Annotated in this window: 11 protein-coding genes; 5 read left to right on the top strand and 6 right to left on the bottom strand. The window is 72.0% G+C overall.

Translation table 11 applies throughout. The features are described from left to right. Positions 1-49: 49 nt before the first annotated feature. Positions 50-1,183 carry a tRNA dihydrouridine synthase DusB gene (dusB, locus tag ACFZBT_RS00635; protein ID WP_391097397.1) on the top strand — a complete coding sequence of 378 codons (1,134 nt, stop codon included), beginning with the start codon at positions 50-52 and terminating at the stop codon, positions 1,181-1,183. Between the two features lie 34 nt (positions 1,184-1,217). Here the strand turns inward: dusB and ACFZBT_RS00630 are convergent, their stop codons facing one another. The 3 genes from ACFZBT_RS00630 to ACFZBT_RS00620 form a co-directional block, all read right to left on the bottom strand. Continuing rightward, complete coding sequence (locus ACFZBT_RS00630) at positions 1,218-2,972, bottom strand: sulfatase-like hydrolase/transferase (protein ID WP_391097396.1); 1,755 nt, start codon at positions 2,970-2,972, stop codon at positions 1,218-1,220. Between the two features lie 189 nt (positions 2,973-3,161). After that, the gene (locus ACFZBT_RS00625; RefSeq protein WP_391097395.1) at positions 3,162-5,099 is read right to left on the bottom strand and encodes a glycogen debranching N-terminal domain-containing protein; all 1,938 of its coding nucleotides are present in this window, start codon (positions 5,097-5,099) and stop codon (positions 3,162-3,164) included. Next, on the bottom strand, positions 5,096-6,562 hold the full coding sequence (locus ACFZBT_RS00620; protein WP_391097394.1) for a hypothetical protein: 1,467 nt from the start codon (positions 6,560-6,562) through the stop codon (positions 5,096-5,098). The genes ACFZBT_RS00625 and ACFZBT_RS00620 overlap by 4 nt, the downstream gene beginning before the upstream one ends. 121 nt (positions 6,563-6,683) lie before the next feature. Between ACFZBT_RS00620 and ACFZBT_RS00615 the strand changes: the two genes are divergently transcribed. From ACFZBT_RS00615 to ACFZBT_RS00600, 4 genes are all read left to right on the top strand, one after another. Further along, a complete protein-coding gene (locus tag ACFZBT_RS00615) occupies positions 6,684-7,946 on the top strand; it encodes an ROK family protein (protein WP_391097393.1) in 1,263 nt (420 codons plus the stop codon). A gap of 405 nt (positions 7,947-8,351) precedes the next feature. Then, positions 8,352-11,099, top strand: coding sequence for a pyruvate, phosphate dikinase (ppdK, locus tag ACFZBT_RS00610; protein WP_391097392.1), 2,748 nt, complete (start codon positions 8,352-8,354; stop codon positions 11,097-11,099). 175 nt (positions 11,100-11,274) lie between these two features. Further along, the gene (locus tag ACFZBT_RS00605) at positions 11,275-11,574 is read left to right on the top strand and encodes a hypothetical protein (protein WP_391097391.1); all 300 of its coding nucleotides are present in this window, start codon (positions 11,275-11,277) and stop codon (positions 11,572-11,574) included. A gap of 96 nt (positions 11,575-11,670) precedes the next feature. Beyond that, on the top strand, positions 11,671-13,011 hold the full coding sequence (locus ACFZBT_RS00600) for an erythromycin esterase family protein (RefSeq protein ID WP_391097390.1): 1,341 nt from the start codon (positions 11,671-11,673) through the stop codon (positions 13,009-13,011). A gap of 7 nt (positions 13,012-13,018) precedes the next feature. Here ACFZBT_RS00600 and ACFZBT_RS00595 read toward each other — a convergent pair whose 3' ends face one another. The 3 genes from ACFZBT_RS00595 to ACFZBT_RS00585 all read right to left on the bottom strand — a co-directional run bounded on the left by ACFZBT_RS00595 (position 13,019) and on the right by ACFZBT_RS00585 (position 15,309). Further along, complete coding sequence (locus tag ACFZBT_RS00595; RefSeq protein ID WP_391097389.1) at positions 13,019-14,209, bottom strand: serine hydrolase; 1,191 nt, start codon at positions 14,207-14,209, stop codon at positions 13,019-13,021. Next, a complete protein-coding gene (locus ACFZBT_RS00590) occupies positions 14,206-14,724 on the bottom strand; it encodes an NUDIX domain-containing protein (protein WP_391097388.1) in 519 nt (172 codons plus the stop codon). The genes ACFZBT_RS00595 and ACFZBT_RS00590 overlap by 4 nt, the downstream gene beginning before the upstream one ends. A 93-nt stretch (positions 14,725-14,817) precedes the next feature. After that, positions 14,818-15,309 (bottom strand): excalibur calcium-binding domain-containing protein, encoded by a 492-nt coding sequence (locus ACFZBT_RS00585; protein ID WP_391097387.1) that lies wholly within the window; start codon positions 15,307-15,309, stop codon positions 14,818-14,820. Between the last annotated feature and the right edge of the window lie 12 nt (positions 15,310-15,321).

Here is a 15,321-nt window from a genome sequence, read left to right as displayed (position 1 = left end):
GTGGCTAACTAATGAATTTTACCCTCTCATTGCACGGCACAATGGATGCATGTCCACGCCCCTCCAGATCGGCCCGCACACCGTCCGGCCCCCCGTCGTCCTGGCCCCCATGGCCGGGATCACCAACGCGCCCTTCCGCACCCTGTGCAGGGAGTTCAGCGGAGGAAAGGGCCTGTTCGTCAGCGAGATGATCACCACCCGGGCGCTGGTCGAACGCAACGAGAAGACCATGCAGCTCATCCATTTCGATGAGACGGAGCGGCCCCGGTCGATCCAGCTCTACGGTGTGGACCCGGCGACCGTCGGCAAGGCCGTCCGCATGATCGCGGAAGAGGACCTCGCCGACCACATCGACCTCAACTTCGGCTGTCCCGTGCCGAAGGTCACGAGGAAGGGCGGCGGCTCCGCGCTGCCGTACAAGCGGAACCTGCTGCGGGCCATCCTGCGCGAGGCCGTCAGCGGCGCCGGCGATCTGCCCGTCACGATGAAGATGCGCAAGGGCATCGACGACGACCACATCACCTTCCTGGACGCCGGCCGGATCGCCGTCGAGGAGGGCGTCACCGCCATCGCGCTGCACGGCCGCACCGCCGCCCAGCACTACGGCGGCACCGCCGACTGGGACGCCATCGCCCGGCTGAAGGAGCACGTCCCGGAGATCCCGGTGCTCGGCAACGGCGACATCTGGTCGGCCGAGGACGCGCTGCGGATGGTGCGCGAGACCGGTGTCGACGGCGTGGTCGTGGGACGCGGGTGCCTGGGGCGGCCGTGGCTGTTCGCCGACCTGGTGGCCGCCTTCGAGGGGCGCCCCCAGGACATCGCCCGCCCAGCGCTGCGCGAGGTCGCCGACGTCATGGTCCGGCACGCCACCCTGCTCGGGGAGTGGATCGGTGACGAGGCGCGGGGCGTCATCGACTTCCGCAAGCACGTGGCCTGGTATCTGAAGGGCTTCGCCGTCGGTTCCGAGATGCGCAAGCGCCTCGCGGTCACCTCCTCGCTGGAGGAGCTGCGCTCCGGGCTGGACGAGCTGGACCTCGACCAGCCCTGGCCCGCCGGCGCCGACGGGCCCCGGGGCCGTACGTCCGGCAACAACCGGGTGGTGCTGCCGGACGGCTGGCTGAAGGACCCCTACGACTGTGCCGGGGTCGGCGAGGAAGCCGAACTCGACACCTCCGGCGGCTGATCGGCGGCTGACCGGAGGGCTGCGCGGCGGCTGATCAGCCTCCCGAGCGGTGCGGCGTGGAGCCGTACGCCTTGAGGAAGCGGTCGCGGAACGCGCTCATCTTCCACACCGGGGCGTCGCGGTCGGGCTTGAGACCCTCCGTCCAGTTCCAGTCGGCGACCTTGTCGAGGACCTTCGGGTCCTTCGCGACGATCGACACCGGCACGTCCCGGCTGGCGCGGATGCCGCTGACCCGGGCCATGGGCTGGTGGTCGCCGAGGAAGACCAGGACGGTGTCGTCGGTGCCGTAGCGCTCCAGCCACTGGGTGAGGCTGGTGACCGAGTACTGGATGGACTTGCCGTACTCCTGCCGGGACTTGGTGGTGTCGGTGATGACGTCCGACGCCTTGTTGCCGGCCTTCTCGATGGCGTCGAAGCGTGAGCCGTCGCCGAGTCCGTCCCAGTCGACCATCTTCGGGAGGGGCGCCCAGGGCTGGTGGCTGGAGGTCAGGATGACGAACGACATCAGCGGCTTGTCGCGCTTCCTGCCGTGCACCTGGCGCTGGAACGCCTCCAGCGCGTACTGGTCGGGCATGGTCGACCAGCTGAACTTCGGGCCTTTGTACCCCAGGTCGTAGGCGTCGTAGAGCTTGTCGAGGCCGTACCACTTCTCCTCCGGCCAGCCCTTCTGCACGCCGGGCATCACGCCGACCGTGTCCCAGGCGCCGGTCTTCTGGAACGCCTTGGTGAGGGTGAGATGGCCGCCCGCGGTGACCGTGCGGTAGCGGCGCTGGTTGTCGATCCACAGGCCGGACATGGTCGTGGAGTGGCCGAGCCAGCTGCTGCCGCCGTAGGTCGCCGACGTCAGCCAGCCGCTGCGGGCGGCGAAACCGGCCTTCTGAAGGGCCTTGCCGCTGGCGTCGAGGGTGCGGTCGACGCCGGGCGCCATGATCGGGTCCTCGATGGCGCTGCGGCCGTAGCTCTCGATGAACGTGAAGACGACGTCCTTGCCGCGCAGGTCGGGCAGTAGCTGGTCGGGCGGGGTGTTGCCGAAGGTGTCCGCCTGGGCGTGCCTCGCGAAGGCCGCCTCGTCGCGCAGGGATTCCACCGTCCGCTGGGCGTGGACCCGGAGGGCTCCGGCACCGCGCTCGGAGGCGATCGGCCCGCCGAAGAGCGTCAGGCCCAGGGCGGAGCAGGTGACCCAGACGACACCGGCGATCAGCGCGCCCCGGGCCGCCCGGGGCCGGTGGCGGACGAGCAGGTCGCTGAGCCGGATCGTCGCCGCGACCATGAGGGCAGCCAGGAGCAGGACCAGCACGATCGCCCCTACGGCGGCGGCGGTTGCGACGCCCCCGCCCAGGGTGTCCCCGACGTACGCCTGGGCGTCGGGCAGCAGGTCCCAGTCGAGCGCGGCGTTGAAGCCCCGGCCCAGATACTCGTTGAACCCCATGTCGAGCAGGTTCACGGCGGTCAGCGCGGTCAGGCCGAGCCCGTACAGCGTCGCCGCGGCCAGCCGGGGCCGGCGCGGCAGCCACAGCACCACGACTGCCCCGATGACCGCCTCCGCCGGTATGCGCGTGAAGCTCTGCGGCCCGACGGCGGGCAGGGTGTTGGGCAGCAGCAGGGCACCGAGGACCAGGGCGGCGGCGAGGGTGGTGGTCGTCCGGCGGAGGGCGCGGACGGCGCGGGGGTGGCGGGTGCGGAGACCGGATTCCGGCACGTGAGTCTCCGGTGCCGGTGCCGGTGCCGGTGCCGGTGCCGACGCAGGCTCTGACCGTGATGACTGGCGCAAGCGTGTGAAGACAGGCACCCGGAGGTCCTTCCCGTACGAAACCCGGCGAGGTGGCGGACCCGCGTGGGGGATCGGGTCCGCCTCAGTTCCGTACGGTGCGCCCACCAGGTGCGTTCAGCCCGCCGGGCCAGCGCTCGGCAAACACCCGGCAAACGCCCGGCCAATCGTCCGGCCAACCGTCCGGCCGGCCGTCCCGCCCACCGCCGCTCAGACGCCCCCGACCGCCGTGAGCAGCGCCAACGGGGCCGAGGCCGAGCGGGATTCGCGTACGCACGCGTGCGGGTACGGCACCGGCTCCGGGTGGGTGTCGCGGCCGTAGCCCGCGAGGACCTCCGGGAGCCGGTTGCCGGTCGCGGTCGCCGCGTCGACCAGGCCGCGGGCGATCGCGCGGGCCTCGTCGTGCAGTCCGTAGCGGGCCAGGCCCAGCGCGATCAGCGCGTTGTCGTGCGGCCAGACCGAACCGCGGTGGTAGGAGAGCGGGTGGAAGGCCGGCTGGCCGGCGGCCAGGGTGCGCACGCCCCAGCCGGAGAAGAAGTCCGGTTCGAGGAGACGCCGGCCGACCTGTTCGCCGTACTCCTTGTCCAGCAGGCCCGACCACAGCAGATGCCCGGCGTCGGAGGCGAGGGCGTCGACCTGCTCGCCCCGGCCGTCGAGCGCGAGCGCCGGGAAGGAGTGCTCCGCCATCCAGAAGTCCCGCTGGAAGCGGTCGCGCAGGTCACCGGCCGCCTGCTCCAGCAGGTCCGCGTACGTCCCGTCCTGCCACACCGTGCGCGCGAGCCCCGCCGTGCGGCGCAGCGCGTCGTAGGCGTAGCCCTGGGCGCCCGCGGCCGTCACCGGGCCGTGGGGGCGGGTGCCCTCGGCGGAGCAGATGGCGCCGGGGGAGTCCTTCCAGTTCTGGTTGGCGAGGCCGCCCTGGTCGGCGCGGTAGACGAGGTAGCCGCGCGAGGTCAGGCCGCCGTGGTCCAGCATCCAGCCGACCGCCGCGCGGGCGTGGGGTTCGAGGCGGCGGGCCAGGGCGGTGTCGCCGGTCTGCTCCGTGTAGGCGCCGAGGAGGACGAGGAACAGCGGCGTGGCGTCGACCGAGCCGTAGTAGCGGCCGTAGGGGACCTGGCCGAAGTGGGCCAGTTCGCCGTGCCGCACCTCGTGGACGATTTTTCCGGGCTGGGCGACCTCGCTCGCGGCGGCGTCCATGGCCTGGGTCGCGGCGAGCGCGGGCAGGGTCGCGGCGGCCAGCCGGGGCCGGTAGGGCAGCGCGAACAGCGACGTGAGCAGGGCGTCCCGGCCGAGCAGGGTCAGGAACCAGGGGGCGCCGGCGGCCGGGACGCGCAGTTCCTCGCCGTCCGGGCCCTTCGCCGGGACCTGGAGCAGGGCGAGGTCGGCGAGCCCCCGGGAGCAGGCCGCGGCCAGCTCAGGCCAGCCGGCCGGGAAGGCCAGGCCCGCCGAGAACTCGCCCTCCCGGGCGAGCAGTCGCTCCCGCACGGCGGCCGGGGAGCGGGGGACGCGCAGGGCCCGTTGCTCGCCGTGCGGGCGGGCCATGACCCGCAGGATCAGCTCGGCGGTGCCGTGCGGTGCGAGGTCCAGGGTCCACACCAGGCGGCGGGCGCCGGTGCCGGTCTCCTCCACGGCGTCCGGGTGGGGCTCGGCCGTCACCGTCGTGCACGAGCGCCACTCGCCGCGCCGGTAGGTGAACTCCACGCCGTGGCCGAGGACCTGGCGGGAGCGGACGGCACCGGCCTTGGTGTAGGTGCGGTGGTCGGAGCGCAGCTCGAACTGGTCGGTGAAGTCGGCGTCGGCGGTGACCGCGAGGCGGACCGTCGTGGGCGCCGGGCGGTTGCTGGTGATGCGCAGCGACTCCACGAACGAGGCGTCGCCGACGGCCTGTTCACGGAAGAGCGTGTACGCGGGCGGCTCGTCGCGGCCGCCGCGCGGGACGAGGACGCAGCGCGCGGTGTCCCCGTCGGCCACCGGCGTCAGCGTGTCGGGCACGGCCCCGTCCACCGTGAGCTGCCACCGGCTGAGATGCCGTGCGTCCCGTACGAACATTCCGTCCGGGGCGCTGCCGCCCCGGTAGCCGCTGATGTCGCCGCGGTCCCCCACGGCGGCGAACGTCCCGCCGTGCACGAGCAGATGATGCCGGTCCGTCATCCCCGGTCCCCTCCTGTGATCGCCGTGACGCCGTTTCTGTCCCCTGCGGGCCGGTCGTGCAGCAGGTCGAGCGTGAGCGCGGCGGTCCAGCCGAAGCCGGTGGCGCCGCAGGCCTGTGCCGTGTACGGGTCGACGTACTCCGCGAAGCCGGAGGCGTCGGCGGTGTGCAGGATGCCCTTGCGCAGGGCGTCGGCCCGCCCGCGCTCACCGTGCAGCCGCAGGCCGCCCTCCAGCAGCCAGTTGGTGTTGATCCAGGCCGGGCCGCGCCAGTAGCGGTGCGGGTCGAAGGCCTCGCCGAGCAGGTCGTAGCTGGGCACCAGGCGGGTGCTGCCGCCGAGGCCGAAGTGCGGGCCGCACATCGTGCGGACCAGGGTGGTGGCGAGATCGCGCGGGAGCGACGGCAGCAGCAGCGGGATCAGCCCGGAGACACCGCGCTCGGGGATCAGCTCGCCGGCGCGCACGTCCCGGCACAGGAACATCCCCGCCGCGGGCTCCCACAGCCGCTCCACCAGGGCGGCGGTGAGCCGCTCGGCGCGGGCCTGCCGGGCCGAGCCCGCCGCGCCCAGCTCGTGGGCGATCCGGGCCAGGGCGTACTCGGAGGCGATGAGCAGCGCGTTGAACGCCGGGTCCTCCACGGCGAACTCGCCCGCCCGTCTCCCACCGCCACCCTCAACCGAGGCCCTGCGGGCCGCCCCCTCGATTCCGCCGTCGGCGTATCCGCGGTCCCGGTAGTCGCTCGCGAGCCGCACGTACCGCCCGTAGTCCAGGTCCGTGGGCCGGTCCTCGGGGGAGCCGTGGTCGAGGTCGGCGCGGCGGAAGGAGCGGGCCGGGGCCGGGGTGACCCGGGTCAGCGGACGGTCCCAGCAGGGGCTGTTGTCCATGCCCTGCTCCCAGGGGTGCACGACGGACACGAGTCCGGCCCCGCCCAGGTCGCGCCGGTGCAGCAGATACCGGTGCCAGGCGGCGAGGCGGGGATACATCCGGGTGAGGAAGCCGCGCGCCCGCGACAGGCCCGGGTCGGCCAGGTGCACCAGCCACGCCGCCAGCGCGTGGACCGGTGGTTGCACGATCCCGGAGGTCTGTACGGTGCGCGGGGCGCCCGCGGTACGTCCCGCGGTCGAGGAGCGCCAGAAGTCGGGGCTCGGGAAGTACGCGTCGAGGGGGACGGAGGGGTTGAAGACGATGTGCGGGATCCGCCCGTCCGCCCACTGGGCCGCCAGCAGCGTGTCCAGTTCCGTCTGGGCGCGTAACGGCGAGACGTGCCGCAGGCCGATCGCGATGAACGCCGAGTCCCACGACCACTGGTGCGGATACAGGCTGCGCGAGGGCACGGTGGACGTCCCCGTCCAGCCCGCGTCCAGCACGGCGGCGGCCCTGACCTGCAGGGGTGAGACGGTGCTGGACGGATCGTATGCAACGGTGCGTCCGGTACGGCGTAGGGCGCGTTGGGCGGTGCGGTCCACTCGGGGCTCTCCGAAAAGACGTCCGGCCGACTGGTTCGGCTGCGGCTACCGTGGGGTTACGTCTATTTAACACGCAAAACCCACTATGTAAGGCAAGGTTGGGAAACACAAGGGGGTGTGCATGACCGGACAGCCCGGGAGAACGGGACAGCGGACGGGGCAGAGGGCTGTACAGAGAACGGGACGAGGCGCCGGCCAGGCCAGCGCCGGCGAACTGCTCGAACTGGTGCGCAGTCGCCGCGCGGTGACCCGGGGCGCGCTCCAGCAGGCGACCGGACTGTCCCGGGCCACCGTCGGGCAGCGCCTCGACCGGCTGTTCCGCGCGGGCTGGCTGCGCGAGGGCGCCGGGGGACCGGTGGACTCCCCGTTGGGCGGACGCCCCTCCATCACCCTGGAGTTCGACGACGAGCACGCCGTCGTCCTGGCCGCCGACCTCGACACCCGGCACGCGCGGGCGGCCGTGCTGTCGCTGAGCGGCGAGATCCTCGCCGAGCACTCCGGCACTCTGGCCGTCGAGGACGGGCCGGATGCCGTGCTCGGCGAACTCGGCCGCTGGTTCGCCGAGCTGCTGGAGAAGGCCGGGCAGGGGGCCGATTCGGTGTGCGGTGTCGGGCTCGCGGTGCCCGGCCCGGTCGACACCGAGACCGGCCGTGTCGTCCAGCCGCCGATCATGCCCGGCTGGGACGGCTACGGCATAAGGGGCCGGCTGTCCCGGGCCCTGACCGAGCACACCGGCGCCGCCGCCGTGCCCGTGCTGGTGGACAACGACGCCAACCTCATGGCGTACGGCGAACAGCGCACCGGCTACCCCGACTGCTCGGCCTTCGTGCTGGTCAAGGTCTCCACCGGCATCGGCGCCGGGGTCGTGGTGGACGGCTCGGTGTTCCGGGGCACCGACGGGGGCGCCGGGGACATCGGGCACATCCGGGTGCCGGAGGGCGCCCAGGCGCTGTGCCGGTGCGGTTCTTACGGCTGTCTGGCCGCCATCGCGAGCGGTGGGGCGGTGGCGCGGCGGCTGGCGGAGGCCGGGGTGCCCGCGGCCTCCGGCTCGGATGTGCGGGATCTGCTGGCGTCGGGGCACCCCGAGGCGGTCGGTCTCGCCCGGGAGGCCGGGCGCCGGGTCGGGGACGTCCTGGCGACCGTCGTGACCCTGCTGAACCCCGGCGTGCTGATGATCGCCGGAGATCTGGCCGGAACTCCCTTCCTGACAGGAGTGCGCGAACTGCTCTACCAGCGGGCGCTGCCCCGTTCCACGGCCCATCTGGACGTGGTGACCTCGCGGCTGGGCGAGCGTGCGGGGCTGGTGGGGGCGGGTGCGATGGTCGTGGAGCACCTGTACGCCCCCGAGCGGGTCGAGGAGCGGCTGCGGGCGCTCGGAGTGTGACAGGGACATTTCGCCCCCGTGATGCGTCCGCATGGTGAAATCCGGCTGGCTGTGGCAGCGTGATTCTCGCCACCTCTGATAAGGGTTGCGCTCAGATGAGCGGATCATGAGCGACTGCACTTCTCCAAGGGGTGGCACTGAGTGCCACCCTTTGATCGTTCATCGATCGAACTCAAGCGTGTGGAACGCCGCTCAGGTGAGCGCTCAGGGAGCCTGATGGAGGTTCATGCGTTCAAGAAGTGAACACGTGCGGCTGTGATTGCTTGCCAAGCCTTGACTTTCGATCCGCTGGCGGACGAGTGGTTACAGGCGCATGACGCGCGCATGGACGTACCCAGACGCCTTCGATCTGGGTATGTTCCTCGCCGTCAGGGCAGCCACCGCGTCCTCGAGGAGTCGAGACCCGTGTCGGATAACAAAGATCTCCCGGTAGCCGAGCAGGCCGCGAGCGTTGAGGGCGTGAAGTTCGTTTACGACTTCACCGAGGGCAACAAGGACCTCAAGGACCTCCTCGGCGGCAAGGGCGCGAACCTTGCCGAGATGACGAACCTGGGCCTGCCGGTCCCGCCCGGCTTCACGATCACCACCGAGGCCTGCAAGGTCTACCTCGACAGCGGCGAGGAGCCGGCGGCACTGCGTGACGAGGTGAGTGCACACCTCGACGCCCTGGAGGCCCGCATGGGCAAGAAGCTCGGCCAGGCCGACGACCCGCTGCTGGTGTCGGTGCGCTCGGGCGCCAAGTTCTCCATGCCCGGCATGATGGACACCGTCCTCAACATCGGCCTCTCCGACAAGTCGGTGCAGGGCCTCGCCAAGCAGGCCGGCGACGACCGCTTCGCCTGGGACTCCTACCGCCGCCTCATCCAGATGTTCGGCAAGACGGTCCTCGGCGTCGACGGGGAGCTCTTCGAGGACGCGCTGGAGGCGGCGAAGGCGGCCAAGAAGGTCACGGTCGACACCGAGCTGGAGGCGGCCGACCTCAAGAAGCTCGTCACCAAGTTCAAGAAGATCGTCAAGACCGAGGCCGGCCGGGACTTCCCGCAGAGCCCGCGTGAGCAGATGGACCTCGCCATCCACGCGGTCTTCGACTCCTGGAACACCGACCGGGCCAAGCTCTACCGCCGCCAGGAACGCATCCCGCACGACCTGGGCACGGCCGTCAACGTCTGCTCCATGGTCTTCGGCAACCTCGGCCCCGACTCCGGCACCGGCGTCGCCTTCACCCGCGACCCCGCCTCCGGCCACCAGGGCGTCTACGGCGACTACCTGCAGAACGCCCAGGGCGAGGACGTCGTCGCGGGCATCCGCAACACCGTGCCGCTCGCCGATCTGGAGCGGATCGACAAGAAGTCGTACGACCAGCTGATGCAGATCATGGAGACGCTGGAGAACCACTACAAGGATCTCTGCGACATCGAGTTCACCATCGAGCGCGGTGTGCTGTGGATGCTCCAGACCCGCGTCGGCAAGCGCACCGCCGGCGCTGCCTTCCGGATCGCGACCCAGCTGGTGGACCAGGGCCTGATCGACGAGGCCGAGGCCCTCACCCGCGTCAACGGCGCGCAGCTCGCGCAGCTGATGTTCCCGCGCTTCGACGAGGACGCGAAGGTCTCGCAGGTCGGCCGGGGCATCGCCGCCTCGCCGGGCGCGGCGGTCGGTAAGGCGGTCTTCGACTCGTACACGGCCGTGAAGTGGTCGCGCTCGGGCGAGAAGGTCATTCTGATCCGCCGTGAGACCAACCCCGACGACCTGGACGGCATGATCGCCGCCGAGGGCATCCTGACCTCGCGCGGCGGCAAGACCTCCCACGCGGCCGTCGTCGCGCGCGGCATGGGCAAGACCTGTGTCTGCGGCGCCGAGGAGCTGGAGGTCGACACCAAGCGCCGCCGGATGACCGTGCCGGGCGGGCACGTCGTCGAGGAGGGCGACGTCGTCTCCATCGACGGCTCCTCCGGCAAGGTCTACCTCGGTGAGGTACCGGTCGTGCCCTCGCCGGTCGTGGAGTACTTCGAGGGCCGGATGCACCCCGGCGCCGACGACGCCGACGAGCTCGTCGAGGCCGTCCACCGCATGATGGCCTTCGCCGACCGCAAGCGCCGGCTGCGCGTGCGCGCCAACGCCGACAACGCCGAGGACGCGCTGCGGGCCCGCCGCTTCGGCGCCCAGGGCATCGGCCTGTGCCGCACCGAGCACATGTTCCTCGGCGACCGGCGCGAGCTGGTGGAGCGGCTGATCCTGGCCGACACCCAGGCCGAGCGCGAGGAGTCCCTCAAGGAGCTGCTCCCGCTCCAGAAGCAGGACTTCGTGCAGCTCTTCGAGTCGATGGACGGCCTCCCGGTCACCATCCGCCTCCTGGACCCGCCGCTGCACGAGTTCCTCCCGGACATCACCGAGCTGTCCGTCCGGGTGGCCCTCGCCGAGTCCCGCCAGGAGCCGCACGAGAACGAGCTGCGACTCCTCCAGGCGGTCCACCGCCTGCACGAGCAGAACCCGATGCTCGGCCTGCGCGGCGTACGCCTCGGCCTGGTCATCCCCGGCCTGTTCACCATGCAGGTCCGGGCGATCGCCGAGGCCGCGGCCGAGCGCAAGGCCGCCAAGGGCGACCCGCGCGCCGAGATCATGATCCCGCTCGTCGGCACGGTGCAGGAGCTGGAGATCGTGCGCGAGGAGGCCGACAAGGTCATCGCCGAGGTGGAGGCGGCCTCGGGCGCCCAGCTCAAGCTGTCCATCGGCACCATGATCGAGCTGCCGCGCGCCGCCCTGACCGCCGGTCAGATCGCCGAGGCGGCCCAGTTCTTCTCCTTCGGCACGAACGACCTGACCCAGACGGTGTGGGGCTTCAGCCGGGACGACGTGGAGGCCTCGTTCTTCACGGCGTACCTGGAGAAGGGCATCTTCGGCGTCTCCCCGTTCGAGACGATCGACAAGGACGGCGTCGGCTCCCTGGTCAAGCTCGCCGCCAAGGCCGGCCGCGAGACCCGCCCCGACCTCAAGCTCGGCGTCTGCGGCGAGCACGGCGGCGACCCGGAGTCGGTCCACTTCTTCCACGAGGTCGGACTCGACTACGTCTCCTGCTCCCCCTTCCGCATCCCGGTGGCCCGTCTGGAAGCGGGCCGGGCGGCGGTCCAGTCCCAGGGCAGCGACCACCGCTAGAGCGTGGCCCCCGCCCGGGGCCACCCAGAACCCGGAGCCGTCGTCGGTCCCCGACCCTCAAAACCGATCGCGGCGGCTCCGGACCACGGAGGAGAGCGGGGGCGGCACCTTGTGCGGGGTGCCGGCCCCGCTCTGTCGGCGCTTCACTCGTCCAGCCATTGCGGGACACTCAGGCATGGACAAGAAGCCAGCCCCGGGCACTCTCAGTACAGGCCGACGTTCGCACCTGGACGAGGCACTGGAGATTTTCGAAGGCGATCTGAACCCGGGCGACCCCGTGCACCGCAGAGCGGGACAGCTCGCGAATCTCACCCTGCAGGTACTCGGTGAGTACGCGGACCTCCTTGCCGAGGCTGACAGGCATCTGCCGCCGGCCGAGCGTACGCGCGTCGTGTCCGCGCACAAGGAGCGTGCCCTCGAGGGGCTGTCCCGGCTTGCGGAGATCCTGGACATCGAGGTTCAGGCCGACGACTGACGAGACCTCCACGGCGCACGTGCGCCGACTGGCCCTTTCGGGTGATTCCCGGGCCTGCTGCGGCACGGCTGTTCCGCGCGGGGCAGGTATGCGGGTATGTCGCGCCCGCGTCCGTGGACCTTCATCGTTCTGGGGTTGGCCTTCCTCGCTCCGGCCCCTGCCGCCGCCGTTCCCGGCGCTGCGACAGAACCGGTCGTGCCGGTCCTGGAGCGGGCCGCGAGTCCCCTGGCTACCGCCGAACCCGGCGGGGACGCCGGCGACCTCCGGCCGGTCGGCGGAGCGGTCGGGGGCGCGGCCGTGGTGGGGATGGGCGAGGCGACGCACGGCTCGCACGAGTTCCTCACGGTCAAGGACCGGGTCTTCCGGTACCTGGTCGAGAGGCGGGGCTTTCGCACCTTCGCCCTGGAGACGGCCTGGAGCACCGGAGTGCGCCTCGACGACTACGTCGTGCACGGCAGGGGCGACCCTCGGCGCATCATGCGGGAGGACTTCCAGTACACCTACGCGCTGAACAACACTGCCGAGAACCTGGCACTGGTGGAGTGGATGCGGGCGTACAACCGTGAGCACCCCGGGGACCCGGTCCGGTTCATGGGCGACGACTGGGGCTACACCGGGCCCGACCTGTACGACCGGGTGACGGAGTACGTGGCCCGCGTCCGGCCTGAACTCGCGCCGCGCTTCGCGGAGTTGTACCGGGGGCTGCGGCCGACGGTTCCTTCCGGCGTGTACCAGAAGGCCTATCTCGCCCGGCCGCTCGCCGAACGGCGGGAGATGGCCTCCCGGACGGGACGCGCCCTGAAGCTGCTCGAGTCGCTTGCGCCGGGCGGGGAGGCGGGCCGGTTCGCCGAGGTGCTGCGGCACGCCACGGTCATCCACCAGACGGCGACCGGCTACGGCTTCGACTTCGAGGATCCGCGGCAGGTCGCCGAGGCGATGCGGTGGCGGGACGAGGTCATGGCGGACAACGTCGTCTGGTGGCGTGGGCACACCGGGCACCGGATCCTGCTGGCGGGCCACAACAACCACGTCGGCTACGAACCCGAGGACCCGAAGGTCCTGCCCAGGACGCAGGGGGCGTTCCTGCGCGACCGGCTCGGCAGGGGCTATGTGAGCATCGGGCTCACCTTCGGCCGTGGCGCGTTCAAGGCCACCGACCCGGCGGAGACGCACATGCTCACCCACACGGTCGGCCCCGCCCGGCCCGGCGGCAACGAGCACACGCTGGACCGGGTGCGCCACGACCGGTACGTCCTGGACCTGCGGACCGTGCCGGGCCCGGCACGTCGCTGGCTGGGCACGGCCCGGCCCACGCGCAGTGTCGGCACCGCCTACCCGGAAGAGCGCAACGAGTTCAATATCGCGCTGGGCCGCTGCTTCGACCTCCTGATCCATCTGAAGCGGGTGCGGGCCGTCGATCTGCTGCCGACGGCTTGAGCGCCGGTCATGGCCGGCACAGCAGCCGGTCGATGATCCCCTGGAGGGCCTTCTCGGTGGTGAGGAGGTGGGTGTCGTCGGTGGTCCTGCCGTTGGCCGTGACGACCACGGACCGGCTGCCGTCGGCGGTGACGCCCGTTCGGACGAAGGTGCCTTCGAGGTCGCCGTGGTGGCCCCAGCGGCTGCCGCCGCACGGCAGCGGCTGTCGCATCAGGCCGAGGCCGTAGCGCAGCCCGGGTGTGAACCGCTGGTGCTCCTCGTTGGCCGGGACGGTGGTGCGCATCGCGGCGAGCTCCCGGGGCGGCAGCAGTTCACCGCTGAGCAGGGCCGTGAAGAACCGGTCCAGGTCGCGGGACGTGGAGACCAGCGCACCGGCGGCACCGGCCCACGCCATGTTCCGGACGGTGGTGTCGGTGTAGCCGCCGGACCCGGCGAACCGGTGGTAGGTGCGGGCGTACGGCTTCGGCAGGTACGGGTCGTCTCCCGGGACACGGGTGTCGCGCAGCCCCAGCCGGCGGACGATCCGGTCCCGCACCTCCTCCGCCCAGGGGCGTCCCGTGACCTTCTCGACGATGGCGCCCAGGAGGTGGTAGCCGGTGTTGGAGTAGCTCCAGCGGGGCTCGGGGTCGCCGGGGGCGGCAGGGGGGAAGTCCGGGGCGTGCCGCAGGGCGGCGGCGACGAGGCGCCCGGGGTCGATGTGGTCGAGGCGCCGGCGCTCGAAGTCGGGGGCCGTCCTGCCGGTCAGCTCGGTGCTGTCGTAGTCGTGCAGGCCGCTGGTGTGCTGGAGCAGGTGCCTGACGGTGATGCGGCGGCCGTCGTTGCCGTGTCCCCGGACGAGGCCGGGCAGCCAGTGCTCCACCGTGTCGTCCAGGGACAGCCGCCGCTCGGCGGCCAGGTGCAGCACGGTCGCGGCCACGAAGGACTTCGTGACGCTGGCGGCCCGGAAGCGCGCGCCGTCCGGCACGGGACGGCCGGTGCCGAGGGCGGCTTCTCCGGCGCCTGCCTCGACGGTGTGCCGTCGGTCCCGGACGCGGATGTGGACGCTGACCGCCCGGGTGGTTTCCAGGGCCCTCGCCGCCTCCTGTTCCAGCCCGTCCGGTGTGAGGGATGTCGTGGCCGGGGACGAGGGCGTGTTCAGGGTCAGGGACAGTACGAGGGAAGCCAGGACGGCTGCCGCCAGGCGGCGTGGCGCGGTCACTGGGGCAGGCCTTCCCGCAGGCAGACGACGGTTCCGGTCAGCGCGGCCGTGTGCAGGGCGGTCAGGGCAGGCAACAGGTCTGTCAGCGGGGTGGATTCCAGGTCGCCGAGCGCGAACAGGCCGTCGTCGTCGTGCTCGGCGCTGCGCCGGACGGACAGCTCTGCCGGAAGGCGGCCGCCGTAAAAGTAGAAGTCGATGACCGGGCCCGTGCCGTTCACGTCGGCACGGTGGTCGTAGCCGATGAGCCGGGGAGCCCGGTCGAGGACGATGCCGGTCTCCTCGTACAACTCCCGGAGCGCGGCACCGAGGGGGTCCTCACCGTGGTCGAGCATGCCGCCCGGCAGCCCCCAGAGCCCGGCGGCGGGCTGGCAGCCGGCATAGCGCAGCAGCAGGATCCGGTCCTCTGCGTCGAGCAGCAGAACGCACGACGCGACGATGGTCTGCGGCAGCGTCTTGACCCACTCGGCGCGCGGCAGCACGGGCTCTGCGTCGGGGGCGGGCACGGTCGTGTCCACGGTGGTGTTCCTTCCGTCGGCCGGGCAGCCCGTACGAGCTGCCCAACCGGAGGAACGGCCGGACGCGCCGATGGTCACACCGGCGGGTGGGGGTCACGTGTCGCAGGCGACCCCGTCGTTGTCACGGTCCAGGTGGGAGGCGTACCCGGGTTCACCACGGCTGATGGGCGCGGCACCGGCGGCACGGACGGCGCTGCAGTTGGCGTAGTACACGTCCTCGCCGCCCGAGTCGTTCCCCGAGTCACTGTCGTCGGAGCCGCCGCCGGTCGCCGGGCGGGCGGTGACGGTGGTGGTGGCCCTGACGGTCTTGGTGGCGGTGACCGTGGGAGCGGGTTCCGGCTTCTTCGCGAGCGGTGTCGCCGTCGCGGTGACCGTGACGGTCGGCTGGGGCTTCGCGGCCGCGGGCTTCGCGTCGGTGGTGGTCTCCCCGCCGCCCGCGCCGATGCCCGCGCCTATGAACAGGGCCAGGCCCAGGGCGGGCAGCACGTAGCGCTTCCTGGCCCAGCGGGGCGCCGGGCGTGCGGACTGCGGCGCGGGCGGTGCGGGATACGGGTTGTTGTGCGGGCCGCCGTACGGATTGGTCATGGTCATCCCCCC

This window comes from Streptomyces sp. NPDC008137 (genome assembly GCF_042957035.1).
GTDB lineage: Bacteria > Actinomycetota > Actinomycetes > Streptomycetales > Streptomycetaceae > Streptomyces.
Note: the sequence above shows the minus strand (reverse complement) of the source record. Positions and strands in the feature narration are given on the sequence as shown.